General features: G+C 60.7%; 11 protein-coding genes. 8 read left to right on the forward strand and 3 right to left on the reverse strand.

Annotation, left to right across the window (positions count from 1 at the left end; genetic code table 11):
- Positions 1 to 547: 547 nt before the first annotated feature.
- Together LAN37_16245 and LAN37_16250 are read right to left on the reverse strand one after the other, a co-directional pair.
- The gene (locus LAN37_16245; protein MBZ5648761.1) at positions 548 to 2,632 is read right to left on the reverse strand and encodes a hypothetical protein; all 2,085 of its coding nucleotides are present in this window, start codon (positions 2,630 to 2,632) and stop codon (positions 548 to 550) included.
- A 572-nt stretch (positions 2,633 to 3,204) separates the two neighbouring features.
- Entirely contained in the window at positions 3,205 to 3,390 is a 186-nt protein-coding gene (locus LAN37_16250; protein MBZ5648762.1) for a hypothetical protein, read from the reverse strand.
- 619 nt (positions 3,391 to 4,009) lie between these two features.
- Between LAN37_16250 and LAN37_16255 the strand changes: the two genes are divergently transcribed.
- The 5 genes from LAN37_16255 (at position 4,010) to aceA (ending at position 10,726) form a co-directional block, all read left to right on the forward strand.
- Positions 4,010 to 5,737 (forward strand): tetratricopeptide repeat protein, encoded by a 1,728-nt coding sequence (locus tag LAN37_16255; protein ID MBZ5648763.1) that lies wholly within the window; start codon positions 4,010 to 4,012, stop codon positions 5,735 to 5,737.
- A gap of 507 nt (positions 5,738 to 6,244) precedes the next feature.
- Positions 6,245 to 6,919, forward strand: a complete 675-nt coding sequence (locus LAN37_16260; GenBank protein MBZ5648764.1) for a VTT domain-containing protein — start codon at positions 6,245 to 6,247, stop codon at positions 6,917 to 6,919.
- A gap of 597 nt (positions 6,920 to 7,516) precedes the next feature.
- Positions 7,517 to 7,825: a PilZ domain-containing protein gene (locus LAN37_16265; protein ID MBZ5648765.1), complete on the forward strand. Its 309-nt coding sequence runs from the start codon at positions 7,517 to 7,519 to the stop codon at positions 7,823 to 7,825.
- Positions 7,812 to 8,186, forward strand: coding sequence for an energy transducer TonB (locus LAN37_16270; protein MBZ5648766.1), 375 nt, complete (start codon positions 7,812 to 7,814; stop codon positions 8,184 to 8,186). Before LAN37_16265 ends, LAN37_16270 begins: the two co-directional genes overlap by 14 nt.
- A gap of 260 nt (positions 8,187 to 8,446) precedes the next feature.
- A complete protein-coding gene (gene aceA, locus LAN37_16275; protein MBZ5648767.1) occupies positions 8,447 to 10,726 on the forward strand; it encodes an isocitrate lyase ICL2 in 2,280 nt (759 codons plus the stop codon).
- A 1,023-nt stretch (positions 10,727 to 11,749) separates the two neighbouring features.
- On the opposite strand, the gene LAN37_16280 is transcribed toward aceA, so the two are convergent.
- The gene (locus LAN37_16280; protein MBZ5648768.1) at positions 11,750 to 12,823 is read right to left on the reverse strand and encodes an SGNH/GDSL hydrolase family protein; all 1,074 of its coding nucleotides are present in this window, start codon (positions 12,821 to 12,823) and stop codon (positions 11,750 to 11,752) included.
- Positions 12,824 to 13,014: 191 nt separating this feature from the next.
- On the opposite strand from LAN37_16280, the gene LAN37_16285 reads away from it, so the two are divergent.
- The 3 genes from LAN37_16285 to LAN37_16295 all read left to right on the forward strand — a co-directional run bounded on the left by LAN37_16285 (position 13,015) and on the right by LAN37_16295 (position 16,887).
- The gene (locus LAN37_16285) at positions 13,015 to 13,902 is read left to right on the forward strand and encodes a zinc ribbon domain-containing protein (protein MBZ5648769.1); all 888 of its coding nucleotides are present in this window, start codon (positions 13,015 to 13,017) and stop codon (positions 13,900 to 13,902) included.
- Between the two features lie 152 nt (positions 13,903 to 14,054).
- The gene (locus tag LAN37_16290; protein MBZ5648770.1) at positions 14,055 to 15,209 is read left to right on the forward strand and encodes a pyridoxal phosphate-dependent aminotransferase; all 1,155 of its coding nucleotides are present in this window, start codon (positions 14,055 to 14,057) and stop codon (positions 15,207 to 15,209) included.
- Between the two features lie 379 nt (positions 15,210 to 15,588).
- A complete protein-coding gene (locus tag LAN37_16295; protein MBZ5648771.1) occupies positions 15,589 to 16,887 on the forward strand; it encodes an FHA domain-containing protein in 1,299 nt (432 codons plus the stop codon).
- The last annotated feature ends 6 nt before the right edge of the window (positions 16,888 to 16,893 follow it).

Genomic DNA, 16,893 nt, shown 5'->3' on the forward strand with positions numbered 1-16,893 from the left:
GGCATAAACGAGCAACCCGGTTCCCAATTCAGGCCCGCTCGATAGCTCTCGCAGTCAACTGGACGTGTAACGGGCTACTCAGAAACGAGTGCTCGGCGGCTGACTGTTGAGAACAGACCATATCGCCAGTTACAAAATGCTCCTCCACAGATTGTGTATCCGATCTCAGGGACCACGAGAGGGGTGCGGCCAGGCCAGATCCGCTCGGCTTCTTACCAGGACAGGCATGGCCCGGAGACCATCTCCACAAGAGGCCGGGCACATTTGCGCAGACTGAATTTCGTTCTTCGACTTCTTCCTCTTGCAGTCGCGTGGCGGCTGGCGCACAAGCTCGGCCGCTGCCAACCTCAACCCATGGGTGAACCGGAACTCGAACTGTAGCTTGGGCCCTGGGCCCACGCTCGGCTCACAGGTTCTGACGACGGACAATTTGGACAGGCCCAGTCTAAGACCGCCGACCTTTATTTTTCGACCCAGCGACGCTCATGGAGCGCCCCTCAGGCCGCCGATTGTGGTGTTTGAATCGCGCAGCCAACGCGCACTCGCATCAGTTCAGCCCGGACTGCGTGGCTTTGACCAGGGTCGCCCCGGTCTTGGTCGCGTAGTAAATACTCGAAGCTTCGGAAAGACTGCTGTCGTTATCCACGATGATGCCGGTTGTGCCTCCAGCGGCGGCCAGCGCGGTGCTGCTGGCATTGACGGTTGGAAAGCCACCGGTGATGTCCAGGCTCATGACGCAGCCTGCGGTTCCGCCACCGGTGGTAGCTATACAATGGTCCGTGACCCCCACGAAAATGTAGTCCTTCTGGAGCGCATCGTTGTAAAACTCCGTAACCGGCGACGAGTCCGCCGCGCCGGTAGCCAGAGCCGCCGTTGTAATGTCGCTGGGGTTCAACCGGCCACTGCCGTCGAATCCGACGCTGTAGAGGGTCGGAAGCGTCCCGGTGCCGGTTCCGGCGACGTACATGAGCGGTGTCCCCGATCCGGTGTACCAGGCATGGTTAAAGTCCGGGAAGTACGGCCCTGTGTAGGTCGTGCTCTGCGTGCCCACGGGTACGGAGACGGTGCTCGCCATACTCGTGGGGGCTTGCACGACCAGGGCGTTGGTCCCGTCGGAATTGAAGGAAGCGTAGACCATCTGATTGGTGCTATCGATGGTTACGGGATTCACGGACGTGCTGCCGTTAGCCAGGACCGCGCTATAAACAACCGGCGGTGACGTGCCAGTGTCCGTCACATAATCGATACGACCGCTGCCATCCGTAAAAAAGATCTTATTCGATACCGAATCGTATACCGGAGTTGACGGAACTGCATTGATGGGGACGCTCCAAACGAGCGTTGGGGTTGCACTGCCGTTGAATACGTTGCTGATCTTGTATAGGTAGCCGGAGCCATTCCCGGCCGAATCATAGGTCGTGGCGTAGGCGACATCGTTGGCATCGTTCGGTGTGTAAACGACGAAAGCGGCATTTGTGGAGCTTTGGTTTGTGGTGCCGCCGTCCGGCGAAAGCAGCACCCTCCGGTCCACGGCGTCGTTCCCCCCGGCACCGCCCGGCACGACTGCCGCCGTCGGGCTGGTCCCGTTGGTTCCCGTGGTGCCAATGGTCAGCACGTGGAAGTAGGAGCTGCCCGTAGGGAGATTCTCAACGTAAGCAATTTGCGTTCCACTCTGTGAGAGCTCCACGGAAGCCGGCACCTGTCCGGTGCCTGAGGCGTAGGCGAACATCACCGTCGGCCCGTTCCCGGTGCAGTAACCGGTTGAGGCGGGCGAGCTATAGAGATTGTTCACTCCGATGATGTTGGCTTGACCGCCCGACGCGGGGTTCGCTGGGATACCGATCACCACGAAGTCGCTCGCGCAGCTTGGAGCCGCGGTCACGTCAAACACAAATTTGGCGGGGAAGGTCTGGCCCCCGCCAGGAGCGACGTTCAGGGTGAATGGTTCTCCCGTGGCGTCATTGACATAACCAGTACCGTTCCACTGATCGAATTCATAAGCATTGGGACCGTTGCTCCAGATGTTGGTCTCCAACCCGCTGCCGATGAAGAGAAGCCCGTTGTTATCGATCGAGGGGTTGATGGAGGGGTAGAGAACATCGTTGTACAAGAACCTCCCGCTGGGGCTTGTGGTTTGGGCGGGCCCACCTGGATACAGGGGATAGGCGCCAACGCCCCCTCCGGCGGTCACGGTGAGGGTGCCGGCGGTGGCGAGGTATTGGCCATTGCCAATGTCGGTTGTGCTGAGGCTGCCGTACCCGGTGTTGGGACCAATGGTGAATGTAAAGTCGAACCGCGGCTCGAACGCAGAGGTCGAAGGGGTCGCCGACAGGGGCATGCTCCAGTCTCTGCGGCTACGCTTGCCTGCCTTGCCGCGCCCGCCCTGCCGTTCCGGCCACCTGGCCTCCGGATGGCGGCGATACCAATGCTGCACCCAGCGGGGATCTCTTTGGATTCGGGCCATCACGGAACGGACGTTCGAATCCGGGTAGAGGATATGATGGTGCGTCCAATCCGAAACGATTCCCTGCGGAACGTGCGGTGAAGGCGCTTGCCCTCCCATCAAAACCGATGGGACCAACACCAAGCAGAAAACCACCGCAGCGAGGGACAGCTTGTAAACCAAACTCATCTTGGCGCTCGTAGACTGCTCCTTCAAATCTCCCCTGGCGAGAATGAATCCAGGCGTTCTTATCCGGTCACGCGCTTCATCTCTACCCTATATCCTGGCAGTTGGTTGAAAAACCCTGTGACAACCAGGCGTTGGCCGACTGCCTGCAATTTCCCGTCTCGTAGGTATCTCCACCTCTTACGGTTGCGACTCCCCTTCGTCTAAGACGCGCATGTTTATACTCATGTATTAAACACGATGCGTGAAGGGTACTAGTACTTACTAAAGTACCGTGAGGACGGCCGCCAGCCCACGGAGAACGACAGAGAGGGGGCTGGCGAGGGACGACAGGGGGAACATCGGCAAACGGCTATTTTCTACCCCAGAAGCCGAGTACAAGGAAGCCACGTTTTCCTCGAAGCACTTCTCTTGATATTCGAGACGAGCAGCCCCGTGAGTAAACCATGAAAATGGCCGCGCGTTTCATGACAGCACTCTAGACCCACCTTATGACTACACTCGAGCGCCGTGGCGGTAACTGTTGAGAACAGGCCTTCTCACCAGTAATCCCGAAACGGGAGCGCCGCGCCCTCTCAAGCTTGACCGCCACGTTTGTCAGCCGCCCGGTCGAGCAGGTCTGCAACCAGCAACAGCGCATTCCGCTGCTGGTCAGTCAGTCCCTTCCGCTCTGCCGCGATCTTCCGCAGGAGACCAGTGTCGCGTGATGCCAGCGCCGCCTCGATGCTGTGCCGGCCCGGCTTGTCGGAAGAGTCGGTCACCTTTCGGCATTGTAATCGGGCGCGTCACTGTGACAGAGGTGAGAGCTGTGGCGGGGTTGGAGCGCCCCACGGGAAAGGCGATTACTGGTGAGAGGGGGATTTCGCAACAGTTAGCGACTTCTAATCACACTTGCACCATGGTGCTTGCTTGGGTTCCCATAGCTGCGCCGTCCAATATAGGTCATTGAGGAAAAGGCACGCTTTCCCCGCCTTGTATTCAGACGAGCGGAACCTGAATGACTGATGCGGTTTGCCGTCGCATGTGATGAGAACGCGATGGCTACCCTTCAAGTCCAATCCTGCGATCTTGGTGCTCTTCTGTCTCGGCCAAGACACTGGCTTCTGGGAGTCAACCTTGAATGAGAAGTTCCCTGACTTGCAGAACAATCCGGGAGCTGAGGTGGACGGCGGTTCGTCGCGAATCGGTGCGACACAGATCGACCCGGAACCGTTCTGTCCCGCAAGTGTCGTGGGGATGCACAGAGCAACGGGTTTCAGCACTCCCACAGAGACCCCCAGCGTCGTAGTTCCTTGGTTACCTTGGAGCGGCAGGAAGTCACAGCCCACAATTCAGAGACGCAGGTATTCTGTAAGCTTCCGGGAGGCCTGGATGCATCGAGTGCTACTGATCCTGTTCTTAACGTTCTCGTCATTCGTATTCGCGCAGCACGAGCCGTCGCCCGCTACCGATCTCGACTGGGAAGCTGAGATGAATCTGTTCAACCGCTTCTACACCGGAGATGACCCGCAGGGAGCATACGCTCACGCCGAGAAAATGCTCGAAATCGCCAACCGAAAGAAGCTCGGTGCGCGGGAGGTCGGAGCCAGTGAATGGGCGATCGGAGAGGCACTCCGCAAAATGGAAAAATTCAGTGAGGCGGAACCGCGTCTGCGCCAGTCGTTGAAATCGCGCGAGTCGGTATTACCCCCGACGCATTATCGCGTCCTTCAGTCGGTCGACGCTCTAGCGAATATCCTTTACCTGGAAGGGAAGTACGACGAAGCGGCGCCTTTGACCGAACGCGCGATCGCCGGTTACGCGGCAATGACAGACCGCGACGGGCCCGACGAATGCCACTACGGCCTGGCGCTGCAGAATCTCGGTACGATGGAAATGGCGAAGAAGAATGCCGATAAGGCAGAAGGCTTGCTCATCCGGGCAGCGAACTCCTTCGCGAACGTCAGCCTGGGATGCGGTCAGTTGCACGGTGTGTACTGGAGCCTGGCTTCGGTGTACTGGCTCGAGAACCGGAAGGACAAAGTCGAGGAGGTCTACCAGGCGGCCGTCAAGGTATTCGCGCCTGAAGCGGGCGAAGATGCCGATTACCACTACGGCTACTACCTAATGTGTCTTGCAGGCGTGTACACGTCCGAGAAGCGTTTCGACGAGGCGGACGCACTGTTCAAACGAGCGATCCAGGCGGCGACCCATGTCTCGACTTCCGAAGGTCCGGAAACGAGCGCGGAACTTCTGACAGCGGTTCTTCGTGAGTACAGGTACATGCTGGTCGCCGCCAACCGCACGGCCGATATCGCCGCTGTCGATCAGCAACTTCAAGCGTCGGCGGCCGCCACCGCCGCGGACGCGAAGCACCCTGAGATGCAGCTGGAGGTCCTAAGAGACGAAGCGCTCCGGGCGGAACAGGACCGGAGATTCGATGACGCGGAGAAGAGCCTCAGGCGGGAGGTGGAGGTCGCCCGCAGTCTAGGTCCGGGAGATGGCCGTGCGGTCTTGGCTGAAGTGGACCTGGCCTATTTTCTAGAACGCATGAAGAGGCCTGACGAGGCGCTCCGTACCGCAGAGCAAGCCTTCAACGAAGCAAAGCGCGGCTTCAGCGATGACCCGAATGTATTCGGCCGGGCTTGCGACGCCATGGCGTTCCTCTACGACGCTCGCCACAACGATCCGGCGCTGGAATCGATGCTGAAACTCTCCGTAAAGATCTGGGAGCCGTATCCGAATAAGGCCGATTTCCATTATCCAAGGGCGCTCACAGCGCTTGGGCGCTTCTACCTAACGCGGAAGCAGTACACGAAAGCTGAGCCCTTGTTTCTCGAGTCACTGAAGCTAGTGGAGCGAACGCAAGGGGCCGACAATTTCTCGATTGTTTCGGCGGTCGAGAGTCTCGGTTATCTATACGCGCAAATGGGAGCGTACGACAAAGCAGAGCCATACTACCGTCGAGACCTTGCGTTGTGGGAGAAACGGTTCGGGACGAATAGTCCGATGTTGAATGGCGTACTGTATACCCTGGCCGAGGTCATGCGTAATCTCGGCCGTCCCAAGGAAGCTGACGAGTTCATGGCCCGCCGCGAGCGGCTCACTACCCCAGCCACCCAGAAATGAGACCCTGACCAAGCAAGATGTCGGCGTGCGTTACACCCGGCACAACCGGAGATAACAGACCTTCTCGCCAGTTACGAACTGCTCCCCCACATCTTGTGGTGGCGATCTCAGCGACCACTATCGGGATCGGGGGTACTCATGCCGCCCAATGCTGACAACACAAGAATCCCGGCCGCGTGCGCTGCTACAAGTCCCTGCGCCATGGGTTTTGGGGCACTCTATAAAAGGGGCGTTCGTTCGCTCAGAACAGCCGCGACTCCCCCAAATGAGATGCATAAACACAAGCACCCCGAGGCAGTTCTAATGGCCCATCTTCCAAGTTGGACCCCCTGTCGAACAACACCTACAGCCGGGCGGCTCCTGCGTGCAGCCAGGTGCTACTGACGACCGCAGGGGACGCCAAGTATCATTACTTTCTTGCCCTAGCGTGTTCTGCGTCCGGCGGTTTTCAGGGCTGTCCGCTTTCATCCGCGTCAACACGCGGCGACGAGGTTTAGGGAGAAGGGAATGTCCTGGCGGCAGCTGGCTAGCTTGCTGTGGCAGGCCGCACCGCGCACGCCGCGTGCGAGCGGCTGGCAGGCCGCTCTGCGCCATCTGGGCGGCTTCGGCCTGTTCGCGCTGGCCATCCTCGACGGCTCACCCGTCCCGACGCTCGGCGGTCTCGATCTGCTGACCGTCGTCCTGGCCGCGCGGCACCGCGAGCCCTGGTATTACTACGCGCTCATCGCCACCGCCGGAGGGCTGATCGGGTCCTTCATCACCTATTCCATCGCGCGCAAAGCCGGTGAGGCTTACCTTACGCGCCATTTAGGCCAAGGCGGGGTCCGCCGCCTGCTCGACTTCGTCCGCCAGTGGGGAGGAGGCACCCTGATCATCGCCACCCTTTTTCCCCCACCGTTCCCGGCCACTCTGGTCTTCGCTGCGGCGGGCATTCTGAACTATCCCCCGCGGCGGTACCTCATCGCGATCGCGGCGGGGCGCGCCCTCCGCTACAGCCTGCTGGCCTGGGCCGCGGAGCACTACGGACGCCACTTTGTCCTGCTGGTCCGCCATCCCGAGCGCTACCTGGGTTGGTCGATTCTGATAGGAGGCCTTGTCATCGCGATGGTGGCCGCAGCCTTGTTTACGTGGCGGTGGGTGCGCGAGGCCGCCCCGCTCGAGGAGCAGCGGTCGGGATCGTAGCCATTGAGAATCACATGACAATGGTTACAACGGAATCGGCGCCTGCTGGTGGCTGCTTTGCGTGACGGATGACCCTACGCACGCGCGGAACTCATCATGGCCCGGAGACCATCTCCACGAAGAGGCCGGATGCATTTGCGCAGACTGAATTTCGTTCTTCGCCTTCTTCTTCTTGCAGTCGCGCGGCGGACCATACATTATCAACAGTTATCCCCTTACGCCTTGCACGTTCGCCACATACTGCTGCTGGTTCCCTCTGAATCTCGGGTCAGTCGTCGTGCGCGCCATTCGGCCACGCTGACCATGATTCAGATGACGGCGATCTGTGCTGCTCCAACCAAATAGGCCGACACTGACGACGCAGCGCAACCCTCCTGAATTCATGCACTTAGATCCCCGCGAATCTAAGTCGCAGGATCCGGGTTTCTCGTTACCTTCGTACATTGCCCTGAGGTCACATCCATATGACAATCTTGGCTGTGGGGAACATTGACCAGAGCAGTGAACGTCGGCGGCTGTGGCACGGGACTGCTGTGTTGGCCCTTGCAGCTTACAGATGCAGCGACCTCAACATAGTCCCTGCTGATCGGAATGCCCATGGCTGAAATGATTGCCGAAAAGCGTTCGTCGGTTCGACAACCAATCGATATCCGGGTACGGATCACCCTTCCAGACGAGAAGAGGTCGGTGATTTTTGGCCGGGGAGAAGACATCAGCATCGGAGGAATGGCTATTTTTGTCGCGACAGATCTGAATGTCGGCGAGCGTGTAGTCATAGAGTTCGTACTGCTATCGGGGCGGCAACTTAAACTGGAAGCCATCGTGCGGAATCGGCACAGCTACAGGTACGGTCTCGCGTTCGCAACCTTGACAACCGAACAGAGGAGTGAGATTGAACGCTTGTAGCATCGCGAATCAACTCCGACGGCGCACTCGGGAGAGACCTGCAGTCCGTCGCTGGCTTCATTTCGCGCTTGCTTCAACTTTAGTTGTAATCGTCTTGTCCCCGGGATGGAGCTGGGGAGGAACAAGAGATCGCAAGCTCACGGCGGGTACGGGACCAGCCTATCCCGCGCTGGCGAAGAAACTGAAAATCACCGGCACAGTCAAGGCTGACCTCTTCATAGCACCGAATGGGACGATCAAGAGAATCGACGCTCGCGGACATCCCTTGCTGGTTCAGGCAGTCGTGGAATCGGTGAAGGCCTGGAAGTATGAACCCGCCTCAACCGGAACGATCAATTCCGTAATCTTCGTATTCAAGTGACCCCACTGTGGTCGTAGAGCAGAAGTGTTGCACTCTGTCGCAACCCGCCGCGCGGCAAAGGCTTTTCCTGCCGGATGACTGTCGAGAACAGCCCTTTTCAGCCCGACCAGAGACTGTCCCCCTCGGATGCGTGGCGCGCGTTCATTTGGGTGGTTGGTCGGGACCAGCGTGCAGGAGAGCGGACTGGGTGTACAATCTTTGCCGTTTTCGAGGTCAAGAAGCGAATCTCGGTCACCAGCACCGAGAGCCAGGAAACGACTATGACGATGTTCGACCAGCAGGTCGCGGCTGCGAAGGTATGGTTCTCGAGCCCCCGGTTCGCCGGCATCGTCCGTCTCTACTCCCCGCGCCAGGTGGCCGAGCAGCAGGGCACGATTTCCGGCGACTACACCGTAGCGCGACGGGCAGCCGAGGGGTTCTACGCGCGGTTGCGCGAACTCTTCGAACAGCGCGGGCAGATCACTACTTTCGGTCCCTATTCGCCTGGCCAGGCGGTGATGATGAAGCGGATTGGGATGGAAGGCATTTACCTGGGCGGCTGGGCGACGTCGGCCAGGGGATCGTTGTCAGAGGATCCGGGTCCGGACCTGGCCAGCTATCCGCTCAGCCAGGTGCCGGACGAGGCCGCCGGACTGGTGCGAGCACTTCTTGCCGCCGACAAGAACCAACACTTCGCGCGCATGCGGATGACCGAAGAACAGCGCAAGGCGACCCCGGTCATCGACTATCGGCCTTTCATACTCGCCGACGCCGACACCGGTCACGGCGGGGACGCGCATGTACGCAATCTGATCCGCCGCCTGGTCGAAGTCGGGGTGCCGGCCTACCACCTCGAAGACCAGAAGCCTGGAGCGAAGAAGTGCGGCCACCAGGGCGGGAAGGTGCTTGTGGCCGAGGACGAGCAGATCAAGCGCCTCAACGCTGCCCGCCTGCAGCTTGACATCATGCGGGTCCCGGGCATCCTTGTGGCCCGAACGGATGCCGAATCAGCGACGTTCCTCGAGAATCGGAGCGACGAGCGAGATCAGCCCTTCATCCTCGGCGCCACCAACGTCGAGCTGCCCAGCTACAAGGCCGGCTATCTAGCCATCTTGAGGAAGCTGTTCGAACTGGGGGTCGAGGAGGCCCGCGGACACCTGCTGTTTGCCGTGTCCGAGGCCGAATACTTGGCGGCCTTTGCCTGGCTCGAGCGGGTTGGGCTCATGGGGATGATCGCGGAGAGTGTCCAGGTCCTCAGGACTGGGTCGGCGACCGAATTCGACGCAGCACTGGACAGGATAGACACGCGCTATGTGGAGCTCTGGCAGGCGGAAGCCGGGCTGAAGACCTATGGGCTGGCGGTCGCCGAGGTAATGGAGTCCCGCACGGACGAGGGCGAGCGTTTCGACATGACCGTCGAGGAATGGCTGGCGTTCTCGAAACGGGCTTCTTTCTACGAGGTACACGAGCGAGCGAAGTCGATGGGCATCCAGGTGATCTGGGATTGCGAGCTGCCTACGACTCCCGAAGGCTTCTATCAGATTCAAGCCGGGATCGATTACGCCATCGCCAAGTCGCTGGCTGTGGCGCCCTTCGCCGACGTGCTGTGGATGGAGACCAAGACGGCGAATCTCGAGGACGCCACGAAGTTCGCACACGCCATCCACGCGGAGTACCCGGACAAGATGCTGGCGTACAACCTGTCGCCGTCGTTCAACTGGGACACCACGGGTATGACCGACGAGGAGATGAAGCGGTTCCCCGAGGAACTCGGGAAACTCGGCTTCGTCTTCAACTTCATCACCTACGGTGGCCACCAGATCGACGGCTTGGCTGCCGAGGAGTTCGCGGCCGCATTGAAGCAGGACGGGATGCTGGCGATGGCGCGCTTGCAGCGCACGTTCAGACTGCTGGAGTCACCGTATCGGACGCCGCAGACCCTAGTCGGAGGACCACGGCTGGACGCCGCGTTGATGGCCTCGTCGGGCCGCACCGCGGCGACGAAGGCGATGGGCAAGGGGTCGACGCAGTTTCAGCACCTGGTTCAGACCGAAGTCCCGACCAGGCTGCTGGAGGAGTGGCTCGCGGAGTGGAGCAAGCACTGGGACTATCCGGCAAGAATTCGCGTCCAGCTACGTCCGCACACAGCCGGTTTGGAGCTGTTGGAGCTGAGTGTGCTGAACGAGCCCAGCGGGGAGAGGCTCGCCAATATCATCTTCGCACACCTCCAAGATCGTCGCGGCCGCAGAATGCTCTCGATCCGCGACCAGAATACGCTCCCGCCGCTCCGAAAAAAGCGTCTGATGACGGTCGTCCAACTGTTCCTGATCCACCGCTACAATGCCAGCGCGGTGCACTACGTCACCCCGACCGAGGACAACGAGTTTCAGACACAAAAGATGAAGAGCTTGGGGATCTTCTCGGATGTGCATACCGAGATCGGACAAATCATCGTCGCGCAGGTCAGCAAGGAACGCGTCGCCGAACTGCTCAAGCCTGACCGGGTACTTCTCCTAGAGATGATCCGTAAGACGTCGCCAGCATTGCAAATCCAGGCTTAGATACGACGAGAAAAGTGAGCACAGAGCTTTCGCGATTTTGCTGATAACTGTTGAGAACAGCCCTTCTCACCGGTTTGGCCGGCAACCCCGTGTCTCGCCCCGTAACTGGTGATAAGAGGATTTATCGACAGTTTCGAATGCGGGAACCGTTCTTTCTGGTATCCAAACCGCAACGGGTGCTACTTGGGCATAGGCACCGTTTTCCATGCGACGCGATGAAATTTGGCGCCAGTCCACCTGAAACTGACGATGTCGAGCTTCTCCGGACAGCAGTGCGCCCCGGAGCCGTAGCGCACCGACTTAATTGTGAGAACGCCAATACGTACGTCGTAGTTCACACCTCCCTGCAGGCCGTGCGCGTCGTTTGAGATTTGCTGGAGGACTACTAGGTGGTCATCTCTACATCCGAACACCTGAACGACATCCGATTGGCTCGAACTGCCGCCTACCCAGTCCCAACTGTACAACACAACGGCAAGTTCACTATCCGGTCTTGAGCTTCTTGGCACGCGAAGCCATACCAACTCAGCACCACTGTAGCCACGTGCAGGAGTCCATTTGCGCTCATACTTGCCGTGCCGCAGAGTCCCAGAATCTCTCACTCGATGCCCGTACCATATGTAAGTACGCATGTTGCGGAAATGCCGGAGAGTAAACGTGCAGGGCTCGGACGGATATGTAAAGTCGGGGTAGCTCACGTCCACTGTGGGTACGTTTTCGCGTTCTTGCGCTGATGGCAAGACTGCTGGATAGCCGACAATGACCGCAGCCGTAACGACCAGCAGCATCGCGGCATAACGCGACCCCAGTGTCGCGGGCTTCATCTGACGGAACGGCATTCCAACCGTATTATCCGCCAAAGGATGCCCATTGTGCGATAACTGTTGAGAACAGCCCTTCTCACCGGTTACGCATATCCGGATATACAACCGTCTTCGGAGAGGCTGACTCGCTTGAGCGGACGATTGGGTCCCCGAATGGTGGCTCAAGATTCGGGATTCCTTGTACGCCCTTGGGCGTTGCTCAGGATCCCGGCGCGAGCAGGACATTCGTGATCTTGGCCGAGTTGACCTCATTGGGGTGGATGCCGTCGAAGAAGTCCTGGGGAAGTCCACCGAACGTGTCGAGCGTGCTCAAGTCGTGGAAGGGCACGCCGTACTGGGCGCACCGACTCTTGACAGCGGCGAGGACCTCCTCCTGGCGGTGAGCATAGTCGCGGGCCTGGAGGGCGGCGATGAGGCGCGGGTGCGTGGGGGTGAGGAAGACGATCATGCGGAAACCGTGATCGCGACCGTAGCGGAGCGTCCGGTCGAAGTAGTCGAGACGCTCGGGCGAGAGCTTGTCGAAGCCCTCGTAACGGCGGAGATACTGCTCCACGTTGGCCGAGATCTTACCCTCGAGATCGTAATGGCCGGTGGCCCGCTCGGCTTCGTACTGGTCGAAATGCAGGTATCCGTCGGCCTCGAAGTGGTAGGCCGCCTTGCGCTTGTGGATAAGCGAGTCCCACAGGGAAACGAAAGACAGCTTGGTCTGATAGCCATTGAACAGCGTGGTGAAACGCTTCCACTGGGCGTGGCGGGCCTCACCCTTCTGCAAGTAGCTGGCGAGAGGATTGGGCTGGAGGAGGTAGTTGTCGAGGGGTTCGCGATTGTGGAAGGCGTCCACATCCACACCGATGATCACCAGCTTCAACGGGAGGTGGGCGCGCTCGACGGCGTAGCGCAAAAGGATGTAGTAGTCCTCCGTCATGGCGGTGTTGACGCCGACATTGAAGGCGGGCAGGCCGGTGAGGCGCTCGACCATGGCGGGCTCGATCTTCATGATGCGCGACGATCCCAGGATCAGCGCCTGCGAGCGCGGCTGCGCCTGCTCCATCATGCGCGCCTTGGCGGGACGGGTGTTCCAGGTGAGCGGTGGGAGAATCTCGATGGAGTAGTTGGACTCCGGATTGACCAGGTAATTGAGACCGGCGGTAAACAGCAGGGCTGCGGCCAGCGTCCCCAGGAAGCGGCGAACAAACGCGCGCCAGGGCACATCATGGCCCGGGACAGAGGCAGCCGCTGGGGGGCCATGCTCGATCGAGGTGGAGGAGCGCATCCCCAGCGATTATAGGGGTAGGATGGTTACTTTTCGCGTACCGGTAATGTTGACACCCCTGGTGGAGGGGCGCAGTATCAACCGATAGGCCTGCTGCATCCACAGCGTGGGCAGGAGAACCCGTTCCCACAAGGTACATCGAGCAGGCAGGAAAGGCACAAGGGAAGACGGTGGCGGAAGATAAGAAACCGATGCCGGGTCCCCCGCCAGGGAAGGACCTGGCTTCAAAGATCGCGGCGGCGTACCGCAGCGTGCCGCCTGAGCAGCGGGAAAAGACGGTTCGCGGGGAGGATGACGTCCAGAATCCCGAACTGGACCGCGCCTTCAACAAGATGGTGGAGATGTACCGGACACGCCGTCCGGAGAAGGACACGGCGGTCGTGCCGTTCCCCAGGACGCCGGTGCTGCGTGCGGAAGCGCCGGAAGGGGAGGCTGGCGAGGGCTATGCTGGCGAGGGCTATGAGTGTGCCGAGTGCGGGCACACGAATCCGCCCGAGAACCAGTTCTGCGGTATGTGTGGCGCGGCGAAGGAAGATGCGGTGGTGCCGCAGCGGCGCTCGACTGACCCGGAGCCGCAGCCCGCGACCATGACGGCCACGGAAACTAACGTAAAGCACCACCACCATCACTACCACCATCACCATTACCAGAATAATCCGTACCTTCTGGTGGCCATCCTGCTGCTGCTGGGAGTGATCGCGTGGCAGCAGTGGCGAGAATATCAGTGGGCAATGACGGCGCCGACAGCACTCCCGCGTTTCACGCAACCGCTGGTGCAGCCGGGCGCGCAGCCGGCACATAGTCCGGCGGTGAATGAGGCAAAGCCGGTCTCGGATGCGTCCCAGCCAGCCCCGGCAAAAGCAGCGGCGAGTCCGGGCGTGAGAGCGGCGAAGCCGGCGGCGCGGCCAGCGGCGCTGGAGCGTCGAGCGGCGGGGGCGCCGCAAAAAACGGAGTCGCCACCGCCGCCGGAAGCGGTTGCGAAAAAGATCGCAAGCGATCTCCTGCCCAGCCTGGTTCCTCCGCCCAACAATCCCCCGCAGCCTCCTGCTTCGACCAGCACGCCCGCTCCCCAGCAGTGAGCGCGGATGGCGGGCGCTGAGTCGCTCGTCATCGCCACCGGCGATCGCCGGACCCAACACACAACGACAGAACGGCACGATGTTGAGGGGCGCGGCAGCCTGGGCCAGGGTTGCCGGGGGAGCCGCTTGACGAGTACAGTGCGGGTTGCGCCATGTTCGCCGACCGCACGGGATGGGAGCTCGCGCCCAACCGCTTCAGCGCCGCGCTGGAGCGAGCGCGGAACGCCGGACGCGAGCTGCTCGATCTGACCGAATCGAACCCGACGCGGGTTGGGCTGCGGTATCCGGGGGGTCTACTGCAGAGCCTGGCGGACCCCCGCGGCCTGGAGTACCGGCCGGAGGCGCTGGGCCTGGCGGCGGCGCGGGAAGCGGTGGCGGGGTACTACGGCGAGATGGGCGCCAACGTCCCGCCACACACGATCGTTCTGACTTCCAGCACCAGCGAGGCCTACTCGTTTCTCTTCCGCCTGCTCTGCAATCCGGGCGACGAAGTGCTGGTCGGAGTGCCCAGCTACCCGCTGTTCGACTATTTGGCCTCCATTCAGGATGTGAGGCTGGTTCTGTATCCCCTGCTGTATGACCACGGCTGGCAGCTCGACTTCCATTCGCTGGAGCAAGGGCTGGGGACGCGGACGCGAGCGCTGATGCTGGTGCACCCGAACAATCCGACCGGTTCGTACGTGCAGCCGGCAGAGCGCGACCGTCTCAGCAACATCAGCGCGGAGCGCGGGTTAGCACTGGTTGCCGACGAGGTGTTCCTGGATTACGCCATCGCCGGCGCTGCCCCCTTCACGTTTGCGGCCAACCTGGGCGCCCTCACGTTCACCATGAGCGGGTTGTCGAAGGTCGCAGCGCTGCCGCAGGTCAAGCTATCATGGATCGTGGTAAGCGGCCCAAAAGCCGCACGGGACGAGGCTTTACAACGGCTGGAGGTGATCGCGGATACCTACCTGTCGGTGAGCACGGCGGTGCAATTGGCTCTCCCCGAGCTGCTGCGAGATCGGCGGCAGGCGCAAGGACAGATCGGTGATCGCGTGCGGACCAACCTGGCGGAGTTGGATCGCCAACTGGCAGGGCAAAAAGCGTGTCGGCGGCTGGAGATGGAGGCGGGCTGGTACGCCGTGGTGCGGGTACCAGCCACTCGTCCCGATGAGGAGTTGGCGATCCAGATCCTGGAGCGGGAGGGCGTGGTGGTGCACCCTGGCCATTTCTACGATTTTCCCTCTGAGGGATACATTGTTCTGAGCCTTATCCCGCGGGTGGAGCTGTTTGCGGAAGGAGTGCGAAGAGTGTTGATTCATCTCTAAGTAACCGGGGCCGAGGGTTACGCTTCGAGACACAACTCTCAAGGGCGATTCCGGGTGTAAGAGAGGGGGCTGCCAAGGCTTGTGCGGGGCCCATGCTCCCCGGGGTAACCAGTTGGAGACAAGAGAGATACCCGGATGGTTACGAAAGTCCGAGGGCTGGTGAAAGGGCGCAATATTGCTTTTAAGTGCTATATTTCCATGGTATTTTAGGCCACACAAGTGAGTGCCGTGACGCTCCTCCGGCTGTGCATTCACGGGGGTCAGCGGGAGAAGTCTGCGGGTCCCCACGATGCCGGAGCATCGCGGCGCACAAGTGTTTGGGCTCAACGAGGTAGTGATTCAAGCGACAGCGCCGTCCCCCGGGCGTAGAAGCGGAACCATGCCACAGGAAAGCGTCACCCAGATCATCCAGTCGTCGAAGGCGCAAGCCGAGATGCAGGCGCAACTGGAGAAGTTCCGCCGCACGGTGGTGGTGATGTTCACCGACATCAAGGGATCGACGGCGTACTTCGAGAAATACGGTGACGTGGCCGGCCTGATGATGGTGCACCAGTGCAACGACAATCTGCGCCAGATCGTGGAGAAGCATGGGGGACGCGTAGTCAAGGAGATCGGGGACGCCATCATGGCGATCTTCGACGACTGCACGGAATCGGTGCGGGCCTCGATCGAGATGCAGAAGTCGCTGATCGGGTTCAACGCGCCCAAGCCGGAACAAGACCACGTATTCATCCGGATCGGGCTCAATCACGGGACGGGGTTGGTGAAGTCCAACGATGTGTTCGGCGACGTGGTGAACGTGGCGTCGCGCGTGGAAAGCGTGGCATCGCCGGAACAGATCGTCATCTCCGACACACTGAACGTGCAGGTCGCCCCCCTGAACCTGTTCAAGATCGCCTACCTGGGACGTTACGCGCTGAAGGGCAAGGAAGGCGACCGCGACCTGTTCGAGGTCATCTGGGACGAGAAGCGGAAGGCGCGGCCGGCGTCGGCGCACACGGTCGTCACCAGCGACGCGAAGTTCAAAGTCGTGATGCCGCAGTTCAAGCTGCAGCACATCCGCAAGGACGGCTCGGTGGGCTCGGAGCACGATCTGAAGAACGGCAAGCTGACCATCGGAAGGGTGGAAGGCGACCTGAAGTTTGCCGGGGACCCGCAGATGTCGGAGGCGCACGCCAAGTTTTTCGTGGAGCGCGGACAGCTCTACGTCGAGGATATGAGCGGGGGCAAGGGCATCTTCGTGCGGCTGATCGCCACCTACATGATGCAGAACAGCGACGTGATCATGATGGGCCGGCAGGTATTCCAGTTCCGCGAAAAGACCGAAGCGTTGGCCGCGGCGACGGCGACCGGCACCGCCATCACAGAGATCTCGTCGATCATCAAGGAGCCGGTGGCGGAGTTCGTGGCGGTGACACCGCAAGGCGTGGACGAAAATAGCCGTTTTCCGCTGCTGGACCAGGAAATCACCTGGGGGCGCAACCGGGGGACGTACATCTTCCCGGAGGACGGATTCATGAGCCGGGCGCACGCCAAGGTGTACCAGCGGGGGGAGAATTTCTTTCTCGAGGACGTGGGAAGCCGGAACGGAACGTTCATCAAGGTGAGGGGCAAGGCCCCAGTGCCTACGGGAGCGACGGTTCTGGTTGGGGGACAACTTCTGAAGGTGGCCCAATAGGCAGTC

The organism is Terriglobia bacterium, assembly GCA_020073495.1.
Lineage (GTDB): Bacteria > Acidobacteriota > Terriglobia > Terriglobales > Acidobacteriaceae > JAIQFD01.

Bases quoted from the DNA above. Each gene is read 5' to 3' on its own strand.
- LAN37_16280 (MBZ5648768.1), bottom strand. From the start codon at position 12,823: ATGCGCTCCTCCACCTCGATCGAGCATGGCCCCCCAGCGGCTGCCTCT.
- LAN37_16285 (MBZ5648769.1), top strand. From the start codon at position 13,015: ATGCCGGGTCCCCCGCCAGGGAAGGACCTGGCTTCAAAGATCGCGGCG.
- LAN37_16295 (MBZ5648771.1), top strand. From the start codon at position 15,589: ATGCCACAGGAAAGCGTCACCCAGATCATCCAGTCGTCGAAGGCGCAA.
- LAN37_16265 (MBZ5648765.1), top strand. From the start codon at position 7,517: ATGGCTGAAATGATTGCCGAAAAGCGTTCGTCGGTTCGACAACCAATC.
- LAN37_16290 (MBZ5648770.1), top strand. From the start codon at position 14,055: ATGTTCGCCGACCGCACGGGATGGGAGCTCGCGCCCAACCGCTTCAGC.
- LAN37_16245 (MBZ5648761.1), bottom strand. From the start codon at position 2,632: ATGAGTTTGGTTTACAAGCTGTCCCTCGCTGCGGTGGTTTTCTGCTTG.
- aceA (MBZ5648767.1), top strand. From the start codon at position 8,447: ATGACGATGTTCGACCAGCAGGTCGCGGCTGCGAAGGTATGGTTCTCG.
- LAN37_16260 (MBZ5648764.1), top strand. From the start codon at position 6,245: ATGTCCTGGCGGCAGCTGGCTAGCTTGCTGTGGCAGGCCGCACCGCGC.